Origin of the sequence: Prevotella sp. OH937_COT-195 (assembly GCF_003932845.1) — a bacterium.
Taxonomy (GTDB): domain Bacteria; phylum Bacteroidota; class Bacteroidia; order Bacteroidales; family Bacteroidaceae; genus Prevotella.
This window is the reverse complement of sequence record NZ_RQZH01000001.1, coordinates 118587-140622: the sequence shown is the minus strand read 5'-3', so window position 1 is coordinate 140622 and position 22036 is coordinate 118587. Positions and strand designations below refer to the sequence as shown.

19 protein-coding genes and 1 tRNA gene are annotated in these 22036 nt (G+C 44.1%); 3 read left to right on the top strand and 17 right to left on the bottom strand.

Annotated elements, in window-relative coordinates; all coding sequences use genetic code 11:
* Positions 1–3 precede the first annotated feature (3 nt).
* Positions 4–1134 (bottom strand): DUF4421 domain-containing protein, encoded by a 1131-nt coding sequence (locus EII32_RS00625; protein WP_233582268.1) that lies wholly within the window; start codon positions 1132–1134, stop codon positions 4–6.
* Between the two features lie 3 nt (positions 1135–1137).
* Positions 1138–2121: a Gfo/Idh/MocA family protein gene (locus EII32_RS00620; protein ID WP_125233526.1), complete on the bottom strand. Its 984-nt coding sequence runs from the start codon at positions 2119–2121 to the stop codon at positions 1138–1140.
* 124 nt (positions 2122–2245) lie between these two features.
* Between EII32_RS00620 and EII32_RS00615 the strand changes: the two genes are divergently transcribed.
* Together EII32_RS00615 and EII32_RS11995 are read left to right on the top strand one after the other, a co-directional pair.
* Positions 2246–2320 (top strand) — tRNA-Arg (locus EII32_RS00615).
* Between the two features lie 274 nt (positions 2321–2594).
* Positions 2595–2735, top strand: a complete 141-nt coding sequence (locus EII32_RS11995; protein WP_158611092.1) for a hypothetical protein — start codon at positions 2595–2597, stop codon at positions 2733–2735.
* Between the two features lie 317 nt (positions 2736–3052).
* Here EII32_RS11995 and EII32_RS00610 read toward each other — a convergent pair whose 3' ends face one another.
* The 8 genes from EII32_RS00610 to EII32_RS00575 form a co-directional block, all read right to left on the bottom strand.
* The gene (locus tag EII32_RS00610) at positions 3053–4078 is read right to left on the bottom strand and encodes a type I asparaginase (RefSeq protein WP_125233525.1); all 1026 of its coding nucleotides are present in this window, start codon (positions 4076–4078) and stop codon (positions 3053–3055) included.
* Between the two features lie 487 nt (positions 4079–4565).
* Positions 4566–6035, bottom strand: coding sequence for a Do family serine endopeptidase (locus tag EII32_RS00605; protein WP_125233524.1), 1470 nt, complete (start codon positions 6033–6035; stop codon positions 4566–4568).
* A gap of 290 nt (positions 6036–6325) precedes the next feature.
* Positions 6326–6817, bottom strand: a complete 492-nt coding sequence (locus tag EII32_RS00600; RefSeq protein WP_125233523.1) for a CinA family protein — start codon at positions 6815–6817, stop codon at positions 6326–6328.
* Positions 6818–6829: 12 nt separating this feature from the next.
* A complete protein-coding gene (tsaD, locus tag EII32_RS00595) occupies positions 6830–7855 on the bottom strand; it encodes a tRNA (adenosine(37)-N6)-threonylcarbamoyltransferase complex transferase subunit TsaD (protein WP_125233522.1) in 1026 nt (341 codons plus the stop codon).
* 7 nt (positions 7856–7862) lie between these two features.
* Positions 7863–8717: a type I methionyl aminopeptidase gene (gene map, locus EII32_RS00590; protein WP_125233521.1), complete on the bottom strand. Its 855-nt coding sequence runs from the start codon at positions 8715–8717 to the stop codon at positions 7863–7865.
* Between the two features lie 16 nt (positions 8718–8733).
* Positions 8734–9138 carry a hypothetical protein gene (locus tag EII32_RS00585; protein ID WP_125233520.1) on the bottom strand — a complete coding sequence of 135 codons (405 nt, stop codon included), beginning with the start codon at positions 9136–9138 and terminating at the stop codon, positions 8734–8736.
* A gap of 116 nt (positions 9139–9254) precedes the next feature.
* Positions 9255–9734 carry an SsrA-binding protein SmpB gene (gene smpB, locus EII32_RS00580; protein ID WP_125233519.1) on the bottom strand — a complete coding sequence of 160 codons (480 nt, stop codon included), beginning with the start codon at positions 9732–9734 and terminating at the stop codon, positions 9255–9257.
* 216 nt (positions 9735–9950) lie between these two features.
* Positions 9951–10454: a DMP19 family protein gene (locus tag EII32_RS00575; protein WP_125233518.1), complete on the bottom strand. Its 504-nt coding sequence runs from the start codon at positions 10452–10454 to the stop codon at positions 9951–9953.
* Between the two features lie 73 nt (positions 10455–10527).
* Between EII32_RS00575 and EII32_RS00570 the strand changes: the two genes are divergently transcribed.
* Complete coding sequence (locus EII32_RS00570) at positions 10528–11781, top strand: DUF5103 domain-containing protein (protein ID WP_125233517.1); 1254 nt, start codon at positions 10528–10530, stop codon at positions 11779–11781.
* A gap of 6 nt (positions 11782–11787) precedes the next feature.
* Here the strand turns inward: EII32_RS00570 and EII32_RS00565 are convergent, their stop codons facing one another.
* The 7 genes from EII32_RS00565 to EII32_RS00535 form a co-directional block, all read right to left on the bottom strand.
* Positions 11788–12996: a hypothetical protein gene (locus tag EII32_RS00565; protein ID WP_125233516.1), complete on the bottom strand. Its 1209-nt coding sequence runs from the start codon at positions 12994–12996 to the stop codon at positions 11788–11790.
* A 31-nt stretch (positions 12997–13027) separates the two neighbouring features.
* Positions 13028–14197: a tetratricopeptide repeat protein gene (locus EII32_RS00560; RefSeq protein WP_125233515.1), complete on the bottom strand. Its 1170-nt coding sequence runs from the start codon at positions 14195–14197 to the stop codon at positions 13028–13030.
* Positions 14198–14230: 33 nt separating this feature from the next.
* Entirely contained in the window at positions 14231–16885 is a 2655-nt protein-coding gene (gene gyrA, locus EII32_RS00555) for a DNA gyrase subunit A (RefSeq protein ID WP_125233514.1), read from the bottom strand.
* Positions 16886–17081: 196 nt separating this feature from the next.
* Positions 17082–17945, bottom strand: coding sequence for a glucosaminidase domain-containing protein (locus EII32_RS00550; protein ID WP_317125316.1), 864 nt, complete (start codon positions 17943–17945; stop codon positions 17082–17084).
* A 195-nt stretch (positions 17946–18140) separates the two neighbouring features.
* Positions 18141–20081, bottom strand: coding sequence for an NAD(+) synthase (locus EII32_RS00545; protein WP_125233512.1), 1941 nt, complete (start codon positions 20079–20081; stop codon positions 18141–18143).
* Between the two features lie 12 nt (positions 20082–20093).
* Positions 20094–21329, bottom strand: coding sequence for an S-adenosylmethionine:tRNA ribosyltransferase-isomerase (locus tag EII32_RS00540; protein ID WP_125233511.1), 1236 nt, complete (start codon positions 21327–21329; stop codon positions 20094–20096).
* Between the two features lie 16 nt (positions 21330–21345).
* The gene (locus tag EII32_RS00535) at positions 21346–22032 is read right to left on the bottom strand and encodes a phosphatase PAP2 family protein (RefSeq protein ID WP_125233510.1); all 687 of its coding nucleotides are present in this window, start codon (positions 22030–22032) and stop codon (positions 21346–21348) included.
* Positions 22033–22036: the final 4 nt, after the last annotated feature.

Sequence of the window (22036 nt, the reverse complement as noted above, 5' to 3'; positions counted from 1 at the left end):
CATTTATTTATTTTTCTTCTTGTATTTTCGCATTTTCCCAAAGTTTACACCAATATAAATGTTCAAATAACCAAAAATGTTATTAGTCGAGAATTGTGGCTTGTTATAATTATATGCCTTGATTATGGCACTTGCACCACAATACCAATTCATGTTGTTATACACAAACCCGAAACGCCCAATGGCATCCAAGTTGAAATTAGAGAATTTGAAATCGAGTAATTGAGAATCATTTTCCGGTCTCTCGCCTAAAGCTCTTTTATAGGCTATGGCCAAAGACATGGAGGCAGAAAGAAGGCAGTTACGGGCAAACACATAATTGTATGCATACCCGCCGGACAGCGAGTAATCAACATATTTAACATGATTGAACATCAATCCGGTATCAATTGTCACCTTATTCTTTTCAGCAATGTCTGCAATAATATCATGTAGTTTATTGTAGTCGAGAGAAAGCGAATGGTTGGCGTATCCAATACCTACAAGTGGCGAACCGCAACTCTTCTTCTGAATGGTACTCTGACTGAAAGCGGCTGGATAAGAAAATTTCTTGTGATTGAAAATATAGTAAACATTAAAACCTTTTATTGCTACCTCTATACCATCGAATGCAAGATTTTTTGGTCTTATGCGCCAATTACCGTCTTTTATATATCTTATAAGATAATCGTCGCCCGTTTTGCGATAATATAGGTCGATACCAACATGTGAACTATATATACTGAAGTCTAATTCTTTCTTATTCTTTCCGCTTGACAGACGGCTTATGTCGAACGTATATCCGAGGAATACCCACCGCCAACCTATATAAGGACCAACTTTCACGGTAGGCTTCGGGGCAAAGGTAACAGCCATACCTTCCTTGCTACGCAGATGATACATCTCGTATGTAGTAGTATTCTGCAGCATAACTGTATAGTTGTAATGTTGCGGCTCGATATAGGTAGTATCAATCTCGTTGAAAGATTTTAGTAAAGCAGATATGCCCCCCTTTTTCTCAATGTTGTCTGTCTGAGCCGTAGCGATACTATCTTGCATCAATGCACCGTCGTATGCCATGAGGCACTGCGAAGCAAAGCACAAAACGTATGTTACATAAAGCCTGAGATATTTGTATGCCTTGAACAAATACATTTATCAAAATTTTCCCAAGATTCTGTCCATGACCCAATTCACGGGGGTTGCGGACACACTCGTACACACACAGACATTACTCCCCTGAAGATGTTCAATAACACTTTTTATTATCGGCAACTGAACATACGGCGGATTGGGCACGGTAATGCTCGTCTGTCCTTCACTTGTGATTAGTTCTATTGGTGCATAACTGAATACAGAAAATGACAGCATACCGGCATCGCCTATAACCTCAATCCTGTCATCACGAGATGATTCGTGCCCCACAAAACACCATGAACCACTGCCGGGAACTCCCGACTCAAACTGAAAGCAGGCACTAATGGTATCTTCTGCTTTATAAAACCCTCCGCGATTAATGCAGATACCCTCCGTCTTTATAATAATGCCAAACATATATTGAAGCAAATCAAACTGATGGGGAGCCAAGTCATAGAAATATCCGCCGCCCGAAATATCCGGTTGAAGACGCCAAGGGAGTTCGGATGGTATGGAATGGTCTATCTCACGCGGAGGACATGAGAAACGCAACTGAACGTTCATAATCTTTCCTATCGCGCCTGAGTTTACAAGATTCTTCACCTTTACGAAATATGGAAGATACCTTCTGTAATATGCAACAAAGCATGGAATACCCGTCTGTTCGCTTACCCTGTTCACTCTGACGCAATCGTCATAACTTGATGCCAGAGGCTTCTCTACATATACAGGTTTGCCCGCCTTCATTGCCATAATGGCAAACGTGGCATGGCTCGACGGCGGTGTGGCTATATATATGGCATTCACGTCGGGGTCATCAATCAACTCCGAAGCATCAGTGTACCATTTCGGTATATGATGCCTTTCTGCATACAAACGCGTCTTGCGAGGATTGCGTCCCATCACGGCAACAACGTCAGAGCCTTCAACCTCTCTGAACGCAGGACCGGATTTCTTTTCAGTAACTTCGCCGCAACCAATAAACCCCCATCTGATTTGTTTCATGTTGCAAAGTTACCGTTTCTTTTCCTAATTATTAAGTTTTTTATATTAAAAATTTGGATTTGCGCATAAAAACACCTACCTTTGCACCCGAATTAACAAAGCATTGATTGATAATACGAAACATGGTTCCGTAGCTCAGTTGGATTAGAGCAACAGCCTTCTAAGCTGTGGGTCTTGGGTTCGAACCCCAACGGAATCACATTGATAGTCAGTTTGGAAATGTAAAATACACACATAACAAACTGACTATCATTTTTTTAATTACACACAGAAACTATCCTCTTTGTTTGCAAATCTCCCAAAGTAGATATAAAGAGACATTTTGAAACGTTATTCATGCCAAATTTGAACCAAATCAATACCTCTGCAAAAATAGTTACTTTCTGCAGAAATCTTTAACCCAAATCTGTCATTAGACCGCGTTTGCTTAGATTTGCCATTGCCGTTACGCTTCCCAACTGCTTTAAGCCCGCTTGCTGACATCTGCACAGCCATTACATCCCGACGTAGCCCGCTACGCCTTCGATGAAACGGCCGCACATCTGCTCAACAATCGAACAAGATCGGTTGAGGGTTCTAATGACCGATTTGGGTTTAAAAATAATTCTGCATAATACTATCCGTATGTATTTTATTGACATACTTTTTGTTACGAGTTGATGATAAGCATGCTTTTCATTAGATTGGAAATGTTTGGCAATTTAGCCGAAATTGATGAGTAAAACCGCCGAAATTGGTAAGTAATTTCGGCGATATTGCATTACGATTAAGCACAAATGAAATGCCGGTTCGGGGTGATAAGTGGCTCAAATGTTTCGAGAACTCTGTAAAATTAGTTACTTTTACCGAGACCTCAAGTTTTAAATATACAGTGAGAAAGTCAAGTGGAGGATATAAATTATCTTTGTCAGATAAAGCCAACCTTTATTTCCTACAACGAGATTTCCCCTCGCAGGTTTTGGCTCATCTTCTCCCTCACAACCTCCGGGTCACTATATTTGCCTTGGAGATACATAAGTTTTGTCACAGCACTTTCCACAGTACTGTCGTAACCTGATATTACGCGGGCATTTTTCAGTTGATAACCGGTGTCGTAGCGTTCCATTTCCACTGTACCTTCGGCACATTGGCTTATATTGACAATGTTTATGCCGCGGCTCGACGCATCGCACAACATATCCATAAGACAAGGACGCTGCGGGGCATTGCCGCTGCCATACGACCTCATCACGATAGACCGCAACTCCGGAACATCGAGTGCGTGACGTACCACATTGTCTTGTATTCCGGGGAATAATGTGAATATTACCACGTTAGGATCAAGGTCGAAATGAGGTGTCATGGGCTTGCCATAGTCCGGTCTCATTATGTATTCCTCGTGATAAACAATGTTTATGCCGGCATCCGCAAGGTGCGGATAATTGAAAGAATCGAAAGCATTGAAGCCATCGGCATTTACTTTTGTCGAACGGTTGCCGCGAAGCAACCTGCCATTGAAATATATACATACTTCCGGAACCATTGGTAATCCGTCTGCATGCTTTGCCAAGGCAATCTCTATACTCGTAATGAGGTTCTCCTTACCATCGGTGCGCAAATGTCCTATCGGAACCTGACTACCCGTAAGCACAACAGGTTTCGTAAGATTTTCGAGCATAAACGACAATGCAGATGCAGTAAATGCCATAGTATCCGTTCCATGCAGGACGACAAAACCGTCGTAACCGTCGTAGTTATCTGTTATAACCCTTACCAACTGCGACCACTGCGACGGCGTAATGTCCGACGAATCTATTGGAGGGGCAAACTGATACACCTCTATTGCTGTCGGCATCTGTGCCAACTCGGGCATCTTTGCAGATAGTTTGTCAAATTGTAACGGTTCAAGCGCACCTGTCTTGGTATTGCAATCCATGCCTATTGTACCGCCGGTATAGATAATAAGGACTTTATTCATAGTATTTCAAGGTAAGTCAACGTTTGCGATATAATTTTCTGCAAATTTAGTTCAATTATTTCTATCTTGCAAAAAAAACAAAACAGATTTGCAATTCATTAGGCGAAAGGATGCGTTTTGAAACATTTCAATGATATTTACCGCTTTTTATCGGTTGTTAAAATGCAAGCAGGTACTTAAAAGCAGTCTTATATATACCGGCGATTAATTATGAATGCCTACTTAAACCCAAATCGGTCATTAGACCGCATTTGCTTAGATTTGCCATTGCCGTTACGCTTCCCAACTGCTTTAGCCCGCTTGCTGACATCTGCGCAGCCATTTCATCTCGACACAGCTCGCTACGACTTCGATTAAACGGCTGCACATCTGCTCAACAATCGAACAAAATCGGTTGAGGGTTCTAATGACCGATTTGGGTTAAATGATATTGGCTGCACACCATTACGGATATGCAGCCAATTTTTATTTTCAGATTATAGGAATGTTATTCATTATTTATTGGAACAGAGATATAATCTATCCTTCCCGACGGCTGGATACCCTTTATATGAAGTACCGGCTCGTCGCTCTTTGACACTGCCTTTACTTCCATCTGTAAATCTCTCAGGCTCTTCATCGGTTTCTTGTTGACGTTGAGAATGATGAATCCCTTGTTTACGCGTCCTTTCATCATACCTCCCGTAACATTGGTCACTTTCAATCCATAAGAAATCTCGAGTTCTCTTTTCTCCTGATCGTTTACTTCACGGAAAGTTGCGCCGAGTACATCCATGTCAGCTTCTTTCATTATCCTCGTATTGCCTTGCGGGTTTTTCAGTGCGACATTGATATTCTTCCGATTCTTTTTACGCAATAATGTTATTTTCACATCATCGCCCGGACGTTTATTGGCAAGGTATTCCTGAAGTTCTGCCATCTTTGATACCTTTCTTCCGTCAATGGCAATAATTACGTCACCCTTTTGCAAACCGGCTTCCTCGCCTGCTCCACCGTCTTGAACCTCGGAGATATAAATACCATCGTTTGTTCCGAGGTCTATTTCATTATTCTTACGTTTCTGATCATCGATGTAGTTGCGTGCGTCAATTCCGCTTATACCTATTATTGCACGTTGCACAGTACCATATTTCTTCAGGTCGTCGACAACTTTGTTCATAATGGTGGTTGGTATGGCAAAACCGTAACCGCTGTAATTTCCGGTCTTCGAATACAGCATAGCGTTTATACCTACGAGTTCGCCGCTTGTATTTACAAGAGCTCCACCGGAGTTTCCTGCATTGATGGCAGCATCGGTCTGAATGAAACTCTCCACACCGTTGGCACCCAATGAACGGGCTTTTGCACTGACTATGCCTGCCGTGACGGTTGATGTCAGACTGAAAGGATTTCCCACGGCTATTACCCACTCGCCCACTCGCAGTTTGTCTGAGTCGCCAACCGGCAACGTGGGCAGATTTTTACCATCAATCTTTATCAGTGCGAGGTCGGTCGTTTCGTCTGTTCCTATGATGCGCGCAGAAAATTCGCGGTTGTCATTCAGAGTTACCGTCAGTTCGTCTGCACCATTTACCACATGGTTATTTGTAACAATATAACCATCGGCAGAAATAATTACACCCGAACCGGTGGCTTCACGCTTTGGTGTCTGCACCTGACGACGCTGCTTTCCACCTTGTCCTTCGGGAATTCCGAAGAACCCGAACGGATCGAAGAAATCACCGAAAGGATTTACATCAACCTGCACCTCCTGCACTTTGCTGTTCTGTAAGTATCTTATGTGTACCACGGCCGGCAATGCCCTGTCTGCCGCGTATGTCAAATCTACGGGCTGTCCGACTGCCGGCGGTGCCTGTATTGCAGACGATGCGGCCTCGACCTTGATGAACGCTCCGGCTGAGAATGCCAGAGAAAGGACTACTGCAGAGTAGAGAAGAATGCTTTTAAACCTTTTCATTGTCATTTTAATTTTATAATAATTTTAATAATATGCTTATTTGTTGCTGCAAATATATATGCAAAAAATGTGTCACATGCCAATTTGTCGCATATTTTGTCCTCTTTTAACAATAAAAACATCGGTTTAACGGCATTTTGCTATCAACGTATTGATGTTGAAAAAAAGAAAAAGTAAAAAAGAGTTGAGAATGTTAAAATACATGGTACAAATACCATGAAAGACATGGTTTGAGTATAAATAAAGAACGAGAGCATGTCAATTACGTCATGCCCTCGCTTATATTCGTTTCATGCCTTTTCGGCAAGATATTTCAATAGTAGTTGCAGTGCTTGGTTCGTGGCGTTGGATATGTTTGGGTCTCGCCCCTCGTCACCGGTTATCTTCATCGTAACCACATCTCCTTTTGTTCCGCACGCAACGTATATCGTACCAACCGGAATTTCATTCGTACCTCCACCGGGACCTGCAAATCCGGTTGCGGCAACGGCATAGTCAACATTGAGTGTGTCGCAAGCACCTTCCACCATTGCCTTTGCCACTTCCTCACTCACTGCATTTTTCTCCTCTATCAGTTGGGGGGCAACATTAAGAAGCCTTACTTTCACCTCGTCAGCATACGATACTATGCTCCCCTTGAAATAATGCGAGGCTCCCGGTGCGGCTATTATGGCTTCGGCAATCTTACCTCCCGTACAACTTTCTGCCGTGCCGAGTGAGAAATCTTTTTCATACAACAATTGATGTATTTCCCTGCTTAGTATTCTGTTTTCTAATTCCATACTATATTTATTTTATTTGAAAGTCACTTTCGAGAATGCCGGTTTGTCGATTGTACAGAAATCATGGTCAAGATATTTGTAATATCCCGTTATGCCTATCATTGCCGCATTATCCGTTGTATAACTGAATTTGGGTATATAGATAGTCCATCCGTATCGTTCGGCATAGTCGCGGAAAGCATTGCGCAACCCGTTGTTGGCACTCACTCCTCCTGCCAGTGCAACATGTTTTATTCCGGTCTGCTTTACGGCAAGGCGCAATTTCTTCATCAATATGCTTACGACAGTATGCTCAAGCGATGCCGCAAGATCTTCCTTGTTATGCTCCACGAAATCGGGATCTTCTTTAACCCAATCTCGCAGACTGTAAAGGAACGAGGTTTTCAGTCCGCTGAAACTATAGTCAAATCCTGGAATGTTCGGTTCGCTGAACTTGTAAGCCTGCGGATTGCCCTGACGTGCCAACTTGTCTATTATCGGTCCTCCCGGATATCCAAGTCCCATTACCTTCGAACATTTATCTATAGCCTCGCCTGCAGCATCGTCTATTGTCTGTCCGAGTATCTCCATGTCGTTGTACGCATTAACTTTCACAATCTGCGAGTTTCCTCCGCTTACCAACAAACATATAAAGGGCAGTGGCGGAGCGGTACAATCTTCGTCACTCTCTTTTATGAAATGTGCCATTACATGTCCTTGTAGGTGGTTCACGTCTATAAGTGGTATTTCGAGTGAACGTGCCATACCTTTTGCGAAACTCACTCCAACAAGCAGAGACCCCATTAGACCCGGTCCGCGGGTAAATGCTATCGCCGCCAATTGCTCTTTTGTTATGCCGGCTCGTTTCAGAGCCTGATCAACTACCGGAACGATGTTTTGCTGATGGGCACGCGATGCAAGTTCCGGCACTACGCCGCCGTATGCTTTATGTACGTCTTGCGATGCGGTTACATTGCTGAGCAACACCCCGTTGCGCAAGACTGCTGCCGAAGTGTCGTCACAACTGCTTTCTATACCTAATATATATATAGCATTCATTTTTATTTCAATAAGTGAGTATTTCCACTCCCTCCTCTGTCATAAGGAAAGTATGTTCCCATTGCGCACTCGGCATCTCGTCTTCTGATATTACCTCCCAACTATAAGGGTCGTTACCATCTATGAAAACTTTCCATGTACCCATGTTTACCATTGGTTCTATGGTAAACACCATACCGGGAACAAGCAGCATGCCGGTGCCTTTACGTCCATAATGTGCCACATCGGGTTCTTCATGAAACGCATTACCCACACCATGACCACAGAGGTCGCGCACAATACCGTAATTGTACCTTTTGGCATGCTTCTGTATGGCATTGCCTATATCTCCCACAAAGCAGTACGGTTTTGCGGCTTGCATTCCTATCTCAAGACATTCTTTTGCCACACGCACCAATTTTTCTTTCTCCGGTGTTGTCTTTCCGATGATGAACATTCGCGATGCATCGGCAAAATATCCGTTGAGGATTGTCGTGCAGTCAACGTTTATGATGTCTCCTTCCTGAAGTATGTCCTCTTCCTTCGGTATGCCGTGGCACACCACCTCGTTTATACTGGTACACACACTTTTCGGAAAGCCCTCATAATTTAAAGGAGCCGGAGTTCCACCGTGCTGCGTGGTATAGTCATATACAATTTTATCGATTTCGAGAGTTGACATACCCTCATGTATGTTCTTGGCCACCTCGTCCAAAACGGCCGTGTTGAGTTTGCCCGCCGTTCTTATTCCTTCTATCTGCTCGGGTGTCTTTATCAAATCCCTCGTGGGTACTTCTTTCCCTTTTCCTTCCCAATACATCACTCGCTTGTCGAGTTCGGTAATTTCCCGACCGGGCAGCAAGTGCCATCTTTTACTCCTCATAAACGAATTAAATTTATCATTCAGTCTCCACCGGTCTCTCGGAGAGATAGTATGTCCAGTTGTATATGTCTGTCGTTGAGAATATAACCACTTGATATTCCAATGCCGGATCAACATCTTTCCAATGCTTGAAACTAACAACGTAGATTCTGCCCGAAAGGTCGGCGGCATCATACTGCACCGATGAATAATACCGGTTTTCTTTCACAATCTTGTTGAAAAGTACAAACTTTTTCCCGTCGATGGTCATAGATTTGTCTCCGTCACGCTCAATAATCATATTTACCTCGTGCAACGGATTTATATATACACGGTTCTGTTCGTTCTTCTCCGCACTATAAACAATCTTGTAGCGTGTCTTTGCAAATCCGACAGCAACTATGAATAATGCCGTAATAATGGCAAAAAACAATCTTTTCATAACAATATTTTATAAATTACACATGGTTTCAATTCATCACTCTTACTTATATATACGCATGCTATGCTTGTTTATTATCTTTGTTACCACGCGAAAAAGAATATCCCTTCAAGGCATCAAAATCTTTTCACGGCTCTGTCCATCTCGCGTCGGTCTTCTTTTTCCTTGATGGTCTGCCTCTTGTCATACATTTTCTTGCCGCGTGCCAAGGCTATATCCACCTTTGCCATACCCTTGTCATTAATGAAAAGCAGTATAGGCACAATGGTATATCCGGGAAGTTTGGAAGCCTCTTCCAATTTATGTATTTCTCTCTTGGTAAGAAGCAACTTGCGCTCGCGCTTACTATCATGATTACTATATGAGCCATAGATATACGGAGAGACGTTCATTCCCTTTACCCATATCTCGCCGTTGTGTATATAGCAATACGAATCAACAAGCGATGCTTTCCCCATCCGGATAGATTTTATCTCCGTTCCGGTAAGTACTATACCTGCCGTCAGCACATCAACGAAATAATATTCGAACGATGCTTTCTTGTTTCTTATGTTTACAGGACTCTTCTTCCTGAGCAATTCTTCTTCCTTGTTCATCTTTTCTTAAATGATTCCGTTAAGGCGGGTTCTATAACTTAACACCTTAAAAAATAACTTTGTCTCGTAAGTGACGTTTTGTCATTAATAGTCTTATTTCAACTCCAAAGCATTAATTCGTTAACTTATGATGCCGGTCACACTCTTTGGTTAACCACCATTCCATACTCGAAAACGACCAATCAATCCGACAATGCCAATTTATACAAGCCCATATTAAACTATCTTGGCAAAATTCTCGATGTTAGAGTCTATATAACAAGCGACTTTCTCTGTCCATTGCTCTTCATTTTCAACGAACCTGTCATCATACTCGTCAAATTCGGGATATTGTTCGAACAATGCCATGAACTCGTCGTCTGTACATTCTTTCATTATATCCTCACCATATTTCACATACAAGGTGTGTACATCATATACCATACGGCACAAGTCTTTCATTCCCCATACCTTGACAGCCTTTGCAAACGGGTTTTTGAAGATAAACTCACCGTATCCGTTGTGGATGAGTTGTACGAAACCACCGTTCATCACCTCATCACGCAACATTATATATGCAAGCAAGGTAATTTGGTCGGAGTTTAATTCCTGCATCGTTTCGTGAGTCAATCTTCCACCGATGGCATTATAGATGCCGTCGACGAAAACCTGCACGAACTCGTCCATACCCCTGCCGGCTGCCTGACGGAGGGTTTCATCGCTTACTTCCACCTGTATCATATCAACATTTTATATTTCAAGTGCAAAGTTACAATAAAATTCCATATCTCTGCGTTATATAAAGAAAAATATTATGTATAAGATTGTTTACGTCATACTGGCTGCCATGTTGTTCCCGTATGGCGCGGCAGCGCAGAGAAACGAAATATACAATGAGCGCATAGCCACACTGAAAGTGGTGGCAGGCGAAAATTGGATGTCGCCTCCGTTGATAAGACTGAATGGTACAAGCCATGCAAACTACATACATATATCATTCGACGACTTGACGCATACTTACCAAAGATATACTTACAAAATTGAGCATTGCGAGGCAGATTGGACCGTCTCGGACGAACTTTTTGCAAGCGACTATATTGACGGATTTGCCGAAGGCAACACGATAGACGATGTTGTGGAGTCAATGAACACCAACATCTTGTACAACCATTACTCGTTTACAATCCCCAACGATTATTGCAAACTGAAACTGAGCGGCAACTACAAAATAACGGTATATGACGAGAATGCCGGGAACGAACCGGTGTTCACAGCCTGCTTCATGGTTCTCGACCCACAGATGGGCGTTTCGATTGATGTGTCATCCAACACAGACATAGACATAAACAACCGCCACCAGCAGGTGTCAATGGTTGTCAACTACGGCGGCATGTCGGTAAGCAATCACAAAACACAGATAAAGACAGCGGTAACACAGAACCAAAGATGGGACAATGCAAAGATTAATGCCCAACCGCAATACATGATGACAGACGGACTGCGATGGGAACACTGCAAAGACCTTATATTCGAGGCAGGAAACGAGTTCCACAAATATGAGATATTAGACATACACCACCCAACCATGGGAATAGATTACCTTGAATGGGACGGTAAAAATTATAACATTTATCCTTTCGCCACAGAAGAGAGGATAAATTATCTGTACGATGAAGATGCCAACGGAGCGTTCTACATACGCAACAGCGACAACATCGAGAATGACAGAACATCCGAATACGTACTTGTACACTACCGATTACACTGCCCTAAAAAGGTAAACGGCAGAGTATATATAAACGGTATTTGGACAAACAACCGGTTTATTCCCAAGTATGAAATGATTTACAACGACAACACCTCATGCTATGAAGCCACCGTATTACAGAAACAAGGTTATTACAATTATCAATATGTAATGGTTGATTCGTCGGGAGTGTCGCAAACAATGCCTACCGAAGGGAATTTTCATCAGACAGAGAACTCCTATCAAGCATACGTTTATTACAGAGGAACGGGAGAACGCTGCGACAGACTCGTAGGGTTTCAAAACATAAAGTTCAAATAAAAAGCCCTATTTCTCTCTCAACAAAGCGTTAATCTCCTCGAACTCCCTGCCCATATTAAGATTCAGATAAATATCATATAAGGCGAAAACCCATTTGCGCTTATCATTCGGCCGCAGCATTCTATACTTTTCCATATAAGACAACGAGCGAGAATATAATTCCTTTATCCGTTGTCTTTTTTTATTGCTCACACGCCCTTCCTCCATTGACAAAGCACTGTCGAGATAAGCAATTCCGGCATTATAATACGCCTCCGGCATAGAGTCATTGATTGAAATAATCTTGTCGCACAACAATATGCAATCTTCGTATTTCCGAATATTGAGCATGATATTGCTCTTTGCATACAGATACAATATCTCGGTGCTGTCGTTTGCGAGAGCCTTGTCGGCAATACTTAATGCATTCTCATAATCGAATATTGTACAGTAAAAGTCCATCAGATGTGTAAAAAAATAGTTCGAGCGAGGAAAACGATTGAAACCTTCGTGGAGCATTGTGACATATTCTGTTGTATCATTCATAAAAGAATATGTTTCCGAAAGGTATTGCAACGTACGTTCAAGCATCAGCGTATCCTTCAAGGCGAGAGCCTTACAGCGAATAACTATGCCGTTGTCCTGCATCTTGTACCCGCAATACAATGCACGTGATGCCGCCATCGGAGCAAGATTGTCGTTTGAGTCGAGTCCGATGCCGCCGAACAGAGGCTGAGAACGGCAATCCAGATATGTATCGAACATTTCGAAAGCTTTGCCGAAATCGTTATTCTTAAGAAAGTAAGTACCCCCGTTATACAGATTGGCTCTGTATGCATTCAGATATTCTGCATTCTTGACACGCGTTTTCTCTGCAGCGTCATTCTTCTTTCCATATTTCACAATGGCACTGTCTAATTTCTCGTATGCGACAAACATCTTTTTGGCAGTATTGAAAAACGCCGCTGTGTCGTACGGCTGTCGCAGATAAACTTTTTCGTTTATCCCTTCATACTGCTTTCTCACAACCTCTGCAAGTGTCGTATATATCTTGACATTATCAACATTGGTGCTGTCGGCGAGCAGTTTTCTCATCGACGCCTCTGCCTTGTCAAGGTTTTTGCCACTCTTTATATAAGTCCGTGCCTGAGCGATCTCTTTCTTCTGAGCGTTCATGCACGGACTTAATGTCATCAAGAGAAGCATTGTAAGAAACAAATACTTCCTAATTACCATTCTTCTTTAAGTCTTTCTTTATTATCCGACATTACGGCAGAGCCTGAATTTCTTCATACTTAGCATTGTCTCCGAGAATATAATAGCACTGAGCCAACGGGTATTTCCACTGTACGAGTTCATGGTTCGGGTCTTGCTCACGTATAATGTTAAAGTTTGCAAGGGCTTCGTTAATCAATGCTTTTGCCTTTTCTGTCATGTTTCCGCCTGCCTTGTCAATTATGGACATGGCCTTTTCCTTCTGACTTGCAGCGAGATTGAAACGCACCTGTGTGTATTTTGCATCAATCTCAAGTGCTTTCTTGTTTGCGGCAATGGCTGCATCGTAGTTCATGTTGTAGAGTTCGGTCTGACCTTTCAATGCCCATGCCATCTTGTTATTGGGGTTGGCGGCAATGGCATCGTTAAGTATTTTCTCAACCTCTCCGGCATGTTGCGGTTTGGAATAGAACATAACAATCTTGCCAAGCACGGCATCGTCTGCCTTACCGCCGGGATATTTGCCTACGTATCCCTTTATTGTCTGCACGAATTTCACAGAGTCTTCATTTGTCTTCACCTGCTTCTCCATGGCTGTCAATAGAAGGTGCATTGATGTTGCACCATATACAGAGTCGTTGAGTGCATACATGGAATATTTCTGTACATTCTTAAAATCGTTCATTTCGGATGCACCATAAGTTGCGAAATATGCAATCTGTGCCGCATTGGGATCCATCTCCACCTTGCCGTCATAAACTATTTCTGCACCATCCACATAAAGTCCGAGATTGGAAAGCACTTTTTCGTAATCTTTTGTGTCAAGACCTTCCTGACCGGCATCAAGCAGAATTGCGCGTGCTTTGTTTATTTGATCTATATACTTTACTGTTGCCTTAGAGTCTATGTGGCGCAGTGTTATGGCAGAATTGATAAAGTTTCGAGCAGCCGAGTAAACCTTGTTGGCATCAAACCCTTCCGGATTAATGTCTTTCTTTATGTATTTGTCTCCCTCGCTTGAAAATTCTTTTGCTGCAAGGTCGCACACTTTCGTGAACACCTTACCTTTATCTTCGTTACTCAAGGTTGTGACTCCTTGATTAACGAGTTGCATGGCATCATCATACGTCTTGGCTTTTTTTACCATCTTGACGATGTCTGTCTGTGCATTGGCTGATGCAGCAAACAAGGCAGCAACCGCCATCATCATTATTTTCTTCATAATAATTAATTTTAAAAGGTTGATATTATTTCTTTATTGATTATTCTCTTCGTTTTCTTCAAAGTCAACCAAAGTAACATTTTCATTATCCTCTGTATCAATATTGCCGACAGACATTTCAGACTGTCCCGCATCATTCCTGAATGCCTCGTTGGTTTGGGCAAAAGCCTCGCGACTCTTCTGCTCGGCAAGAGCCTCCACTTCGGAACTCATAACCTTGCATACGCTTGCTATTACATCATTTTTCTTTGTAAGGTTTATAAGTCTTACGCCTTGTGTGTTCCTGCCCATGACTCTGCACTCTCCAACAGACAGTCTTATCGTTATGCCGCTCCTGTTGATTATCATTAAGTCGTTGTCATCGTTGACATTTTTTATTGCAACGAGCCGTCCCGTCTTCTCTGTGATATTCAGAGTCTTAACGCCTTTCGTTCCACGATTTGTCACACGGTACTCCTCCACTTGCGAACGCTTGCCGTAACCGTTCTCGCTGACCACCATTATCGTTTCCTCGTCCGGTTTGTTGACTACCACCATGCCAACAACGGCATCGTCACCATCGTCAAGGCGCATTCCTCTCACTCCGGTTGCCACGCGTCCCATCACTCGGACGGCATTCTCATTGAATCTAACTGCCCTTCCGTTGCGATTGGCAATGATAAGTTCGTTCTGTCCGTTCGTAAGTCTTACGTCAACAACCTCATCGCCTTCCGTTATATTTATTGCAATGACACCATTGGCACGCGGACGCGAGTAAGCCTCAAGCAGTGTCTTCTTCACGAGACCATTCCTTGTGGCAAATACCACATAATGTGAATTTACGAAATCCTCGTCGTTAAGACCCTTGTTGCGCAACCGCATGAATGCCGTAACCTGATCGTCAGGTTCGATGTTTAGCATATTCTGAATGGCTCTTCCTTTCGAGTTCTTGTCTCCTTCCGGTATTTCATAGCATTTCAGCCAATAGCAACGTCCTTTCTTTGTGAAGAACATCATCGTCTGGTGCATTGTTGCGGGGTATATATATTCGGTAAAGTCCTGATCGCGACTCTTTGCTCCCTTGCTACCTATTCCGCCTCTTGTCTGCTCTCGGAAATCCGACAGCGGAGTGCGTTTGATGTATCCGAGATGGCTCACGGTAATTACCACGGGGTCATTGGGATAGAAATCCTCTGCATTGAACTCGTGTTCGTCCGGTACTATCTGCGTACGACGCTCGTCGCCATACTTTTCTTTTATCTCCAGAAGTTCGTCTTTCATCACTTTCTTGCAGAGTTCCGGGTCGTCAAGTATGCTCTGAAGGTAGTCAATTTGCTTCATCAGTTCGTCATACTCGGCATGCAACTGATCCATTCGAAGCCCGGTCAACTGCGACAATCGCATATCCACTATGGCTTTCGACTGCAATTCATCGAGTTCGAAACGTTTCTCAAGATTGCGCTGAGCGTCTGAAGGTGTCTTGGAGCCGCGTATGATGTGTACCACCTCATCAATGTTGTCGCATGCTATTATCAATCCTTCGAGTATATGTGCACGTTCGCGAGCCTTTTTGAGATCGAACTTGGTACGGCGTATTGTTACCTCGTGTCTGTGTTCGACAAAGTATCCTATACATTCACGCAGCGTGAGCAGTTTGGGATACAACTTTGAATGGTCGTTGCGGCTTGGTACCAATGCGATGTTGTTAACGGAGAACGAACTTTGTAACGCGGTCATCTTGAACAATTTGTTAAGTATGACATTTGCATTTGCGTCTCTCTTTATGTCGATAACTATGCGCATGCCCTGACGACCGGTTTCATCGTTGGCATTGGAAATACCTTCGAGTCTTCCCTCTTTCACGAGGTCGGCGATATATTCTATCAGTTGTGCTTTATTTACACCGTACGGTATCTCTGTAATGACAATCTTGTCGTGGTTCTCATCGCTCTCTATCTCTGCCTTTGCACGCATCATTATCCGCCCGCGGCCGGTCTCGTAAGCCTCTTTCACGCCCTGCAAGCCGTATATGTATGCCCCTGTCGGAAAATCGGGAGCCGGGATATATTTCATCAGTCCGTCCGTATCAATCTCGGGGTTGTCTATAAATGCGCAGCAACCGTCGATTACCTCGCCGAGGTTGTGTGTAGGCATGTTTGTCGCCATACCCACGGCAATACCGTTGCCGCCGTTGACCAACAGGTTGGGCACCTTCGTCGGCATAACGCTCGGTTCTGTGAGCGAGTCGTCGAAGTTGTTAACCATATCGACGGTGTCTTTCTCAATGTCGTCCATTATCTGTTCGCCCATCTTCGAGAGGCGGCACTCCGTGTATCGCATGGCAGCAGGCGAGTCGCCATCTACCGAACCGAAATTGCCTTGTCCGTCAACGAGCGTATATCGCATGTTCCACTCTTGTCCCATGCGAACCAATGCCCCATACACCGAACTGTCACCGTGCGGGTGATACTTTCCGAGAACCTCGCCTACCACGCGTGCGCATTTCTTGTATGGTTGGGAACTGACATTGTTTATTCCTTTCATTCCGTACAGTATGCGCCGGTGTACCGGCTTGAACCCGTCACGCACGTCCGGAAGGGCGCGCGCTACGATTACCGACATAGAATAGTCGATATAGGAGGCTTTCATCTCCTCCTCAATATTGATTTTTATAATCCTGTCCTGATCAAATACCTGATTTTCGTCCATCTTATATTATATTGTTAATTTCTTTAAAAATGCTTTTAGAGGCCGTTTAAATGCCCCCTGAACGTTTTCCAAGCCTTTAAAACATGGCAAAGTTAATACTTTTTCCACAAACACGAAAACATTTAACACTAAATTTACGCATTTGCGAGAAAAAGGATTAACATGCCGCAGCATTATTCCGAACAGTTTTGGCGAGTCATCGGATGCGCAGTTTGTCGCCTGCTTTTATACCGTAGTCCGGCGAAAGACAGTTTATCTTGTACAAAGTCTCCACGCGCATTGCATACAATTGTGCAATGGAATGCATGCTCTCGCCAACCCGTACCTCGTGATACTTGCCCCGATATGCCTTTGATGCACGTTTGGGTTTCTTTTGGAGATATATCGGCGTGCCTTGCTTCAGAACCGAATTCTTAGGCATTTCATTATATTTTGCCAGCCGTCTGACAGAGACTCCGGTCATGTCGCTGATGGTACGGAACGTATCTCCGCTTCTCACCACGACATAGGGGGTACCGTTGCACACCAATACATTAAAATCTTCTTCATCTGTTCCTATCGGTCGTCTATGATGTACCTTACCTTTGTCGAAATCATGCAGTCGATACTGCTCTATAATTCTTATCAATATTTCGGCATAAGACGGGTTGGTGGCATATCCGGCGGCTTTAAGTCCTCTTGCCCAACCGCGATAGTCGTTAATTGACAGTGAGAAAAGGCTTCTGTACCTACGACCTTTTACGAGGAAAAGACTATGGTCTTCGTAACTTTGGCGTACATTGTCGTATGCCCGGAAGCACTCACCGACGAGGTCGTCATCGTGGTATACTTTTCTTCCCTGCCAGTCGTGACATTTAATACCGAAATGATTATTGCCGTTTCGTGCCAACTCGCTCTGCCCCGCCCCACTCTCTATCAGTCCTTGGGCAAGAGTTATGCTCGCCGGTATCCTGTACAACTTCATCTGCTCAACCGCCAAACCGGAATACTGCTTGATGTATTTCAGGTATGCAGAGTTAAGTCCCGTGCCTTGCGCACTGCAATTAAGGGCACTTGCCAAAACAATTAACATTACATAAATTATACGCATAGGCTTAATATTTAATTGACAGATATTTAAAGTTTAATGAGTTTTATCATTGCAATTTCATCGGAATTGGAAAACAAAACCGCCTAAATTGAAAGGCAAAACCGCCTGTTTTGATTTGCAAATTCGCCTGTTTTGCATGTAAAGAGTTATTATGTAGCAATGCCATCAGACACTCCACACGTTGCAGGAAGCATCCGACGGCATTCGCCAATCGCCTCGCGGGCTGAGACTTACGCTACCCACTTTCGGTCCGTCGGGGAGACACGAGCGTTTGAACTGCTGCGAGAAGAATCTTCGCATGAACACCCCGAGCCAGTGTCTTATGGTTTCTTCGTCGTATTTCTCTTCTTCTGTACCGGTTTTGAAGGCATGCTTCGCGAGGAAAAGTATCTTTTCTGGCGTAAATCCGCAGCGCAACATGTGATACAGGAAAAAGTCGTGCAACTCGTAAGGTCCCACGAGTTGCTCAGTCTTCTGGCTTATGTTGCCTTCGTCGTCGGCAGGTTTAAGTTCGGGACTTATCGGCGTGTCAATGACATCAAGCAAGGTGGTGCGTGATTTTTCATCAATATCGGCACTCTCCGCCACACTTTTCACGAGGTGACGTATAAGTGTCTTAGGTATGCCTGCATTGACTCCGTACATGGATATATGGTCGCCGTTGTAGGTTGCCCAGCCGAGTGCCAGTTCCGAAAGGTCGCCCGTGCCGACAACCAATGCGCCCTCCTTGTTGCTCAAATCCATCAATATCTGTGTGCGTTCGCGTGCCTGTGAGTTTTCGTAAGTAACATCGTGATTGTCAATGTTATGCCCAATATCATTAAAATGTTGAATGACGGCATCGGCAATACTTATCTCGCGCATATCTATGCCAAGCGATTTCATCAGCGATACGGCGTTACGGTAAGTGCGGTCGGTAGTACCGAATCCCGGCATGGTAACCCCGAGAATATTCTTTCGCGACATTCCCAGTTTGTCGAACGTCTTTACGCATACGAGCAGTGCAAGCGTACTGTCGAGCCCTCCGCTGATGCCGAGTACCACACGCTTGCATTTTGTATGAACAAGTCGTTTGGCAAGTCCCATAACCTGTATGCCGAATATCTCGTCGCACCTGTCTTGCAGTATTTCGGCAGACGGCACGAAAGGTGTCTGACTTATGTCGCGGACAAGACGGAATTTGTCATGCGAACAAAGCGTTTCCATGCAGTCTGCCACTCTCGGTCTCTCTTTAACGAGTGTTTCTGCCGTGACGAATGTGCTGTTGTGCCGCCTTTCGGAGCGCAAACGCTCCACGTCTATCTGTGCAACAACTATTTGTCTCTCCATGGAGAAACGTTTGCCGGCGGCAAGCATGTTGCCATTCTCAAAGACCAATGCATTGCCGGCAAATACGACATCTTGCGTACTCTCTCCGAAACCGCACGAACTATATACATACCCGCATATATTGCGTGCGCTCTGCTGCGATACGAGATTGAACAGATACTCGTGTCTGCCTGTCAATTCGTCTGATGCCGAAAGATTGAAGATAATGTCTGCACCGGAAACTGCCAAATTGTTGCTTGGCGGTATCGGAGCCCACAGGTCTTCGCCAATCTCTATTCCGAACGTCACGCCGTCGCTTGTACGGAATAATACGGGACGTGGAGAAATTTCGACAGTATGTCCTGCATATTTAATCACAGTGTCATAAGGTATGTCTCCGGCGGAAACGAACCATCGTTTTTCGGAAAACTCGGAATCGTTAGGCAGGAACGTCTTAGGAACGACGCCCAGAATATGCCCTTGCTGAATGACGACGGCGCAGTTTAACAGCATCGAATCTACCGCCACGGGGATGCCGACTATTGCAATAATGTCCAATGTCGTGCTGTGTTCCAAAATCCTGCATACAGCACGTTCCGTCTCGTCGAGCAACACTTGCTGTTGGAAAAGATCCTGACAAGAGTATGCCGTTATGCCCAACTCCGGGAAAACAACTATCTCTACTCCTTTATCTTCGGCCTCGTCGATTATCCTTATCGTCTCGTCTGTGTTGTATTCCGTGTCGGCAACCTTTACCGATGGTATTGCCGATGCCACTGTAATAAATCCGTATTTCATTGGCTTGCGTTATTATATTTTGTTTTCGGGGGCTGTAAGCAGACTGCTGTCGCCGTAACTCAGGAAACGGAAATCACGGTCGAGGGCATAGTCATAAACCTCGCGCCAATGTCCTTTGAGGAATGCACTTACGAGCAGGAGCAGGGTGCTTTTCGGCTGATGAAAATTTGTTATCAGTTTCTTAACATACTTATATTCATATCCCGGAGCGATGATAATCTGCGTACTCGTATGTAGTGAGACAAGGTGATTACGGTCGAGGTAGTCTATTATTTCCTGCAAGGCATCTTTCGGCGTCAGTACGCATTCGTTCTCGTACGGTTCCCATTGATTTACATGCAGTTTTTCTTCTGCAATCTCTTTGCATTCGGCAATCTTGCATCCTATGAAATACAAACTCTCAATGGTTCTTACGCTCGTAGTGCCTACCGTAACGACCTCTGCATCGTGCTCGATGATGCTTTCCAGCACCTCGCGCCTTACGCAAATATACTCCGTGTGCATTTCGTGGGAGCCTATCTCGTCAGATTTCACGGGTTTGAACGTACCAGCTCCGACATGCAACGTTACCTCCTGACGCTCAACCCCGTTGTCATCGAGTGCTTTCAGCACGTCATAGCTGAAATGAAGTCCTGCCGTCGGCGCCGCGACACTTCCCTTTATCTTACTATATACGGTCTGATATGTAGTTTTATCGCTTTCTTCCGTATCACGATTCAGATATGGCGGTATCGGCAGTTCGCCCACTGCCTCAAGCAGTTCGCTGAACGACAGTCCGCCACCATCCCATGAGAAACAAACATTTTCATACTGTGACGATGCCGGTTTTTCTTTCTTCTCGGCTCTCAAGGTGACGGTCTTGCCGGCAATGTTTATCTCGCGGACGAGTGTCTCGCCCTTCCATTTCTTCAAGTTGCCTATCATGCAAAGCCAAGAACAAGACTCTTGCTGCTGGAAAATGCGCTCGTAGTCGGCAGGGAGGTATGGTTCCAAAAGGAAAACCTCTATCAACGCACCCGTAGTTTTACGAAAATGGAGACGTGCCTGTATTACCTTTGTATTGTTGAAAATCATCAGCGAACCACCGGGAATATGTTTCGGAAGATTGAAAAAAGAGTCTTCACCCAACGTTTCCTTGTCGTACAACAGTAGTTTACTGTGGTCTCGCTGTGCCAGCGGGAACTTCGCTATTCTGCTGTCCGGCAGTTCGTAATCGTAGTTTTCTATCCTTATTTCTTTTGTACTCATCGTTCTTTTAAGTTTATCATACGAATATTGCAGCCACGGAAGCGACAAGCAACGTAAACATCATTACACCGAAGACAATATTTATGTCGTCATTACAATACCCTGTTGACGTGTATTGTGTTGAGATGAATTTAATGTTGAGGGATATTCGCCGATATACTTTATTATATATAATATATACACCGAAGCCCGTTGCAGCCCCAAAGAGCAGTCCGGCAAGGATGTCGCCGGGATAATGCACGCCGAGATATAAACGCGTATAGCAGTTGACAAGCGACCAAAGCATCATTAGCCATGTAAGTTTTCGACTTCTCAGCAGCAGTGAAACGAACGTCGCAATGCCCATTGTGTTGGCTGCGTGGGAAGAAAAGAAACCGAACTTTGTCTCCCTTATGCCGTTTACGACATCAATGCTGTATTTTATGAAAGGGTCGTTGGTGGGTCTAAAACGTCCGAAATATGGTTTTACGACATTCTCTGACAATACACTGGTAATCAACACACACAATACCGCAAATCCGATTGTCAACAATATCTGCGGCATCGTCTCGTTGTTCTTTATTATTACAACAATCAACGCAATATACAACGGCACCCATGTCAGAGCATTGGTAAGCACAAGCATCAGCCCGTCAACATAAAGCGAGTCGCTGCCATTGAAGAACCCAAGTATGGTTTGGTCGAGTGCAATAAGTTCTTCCATAATT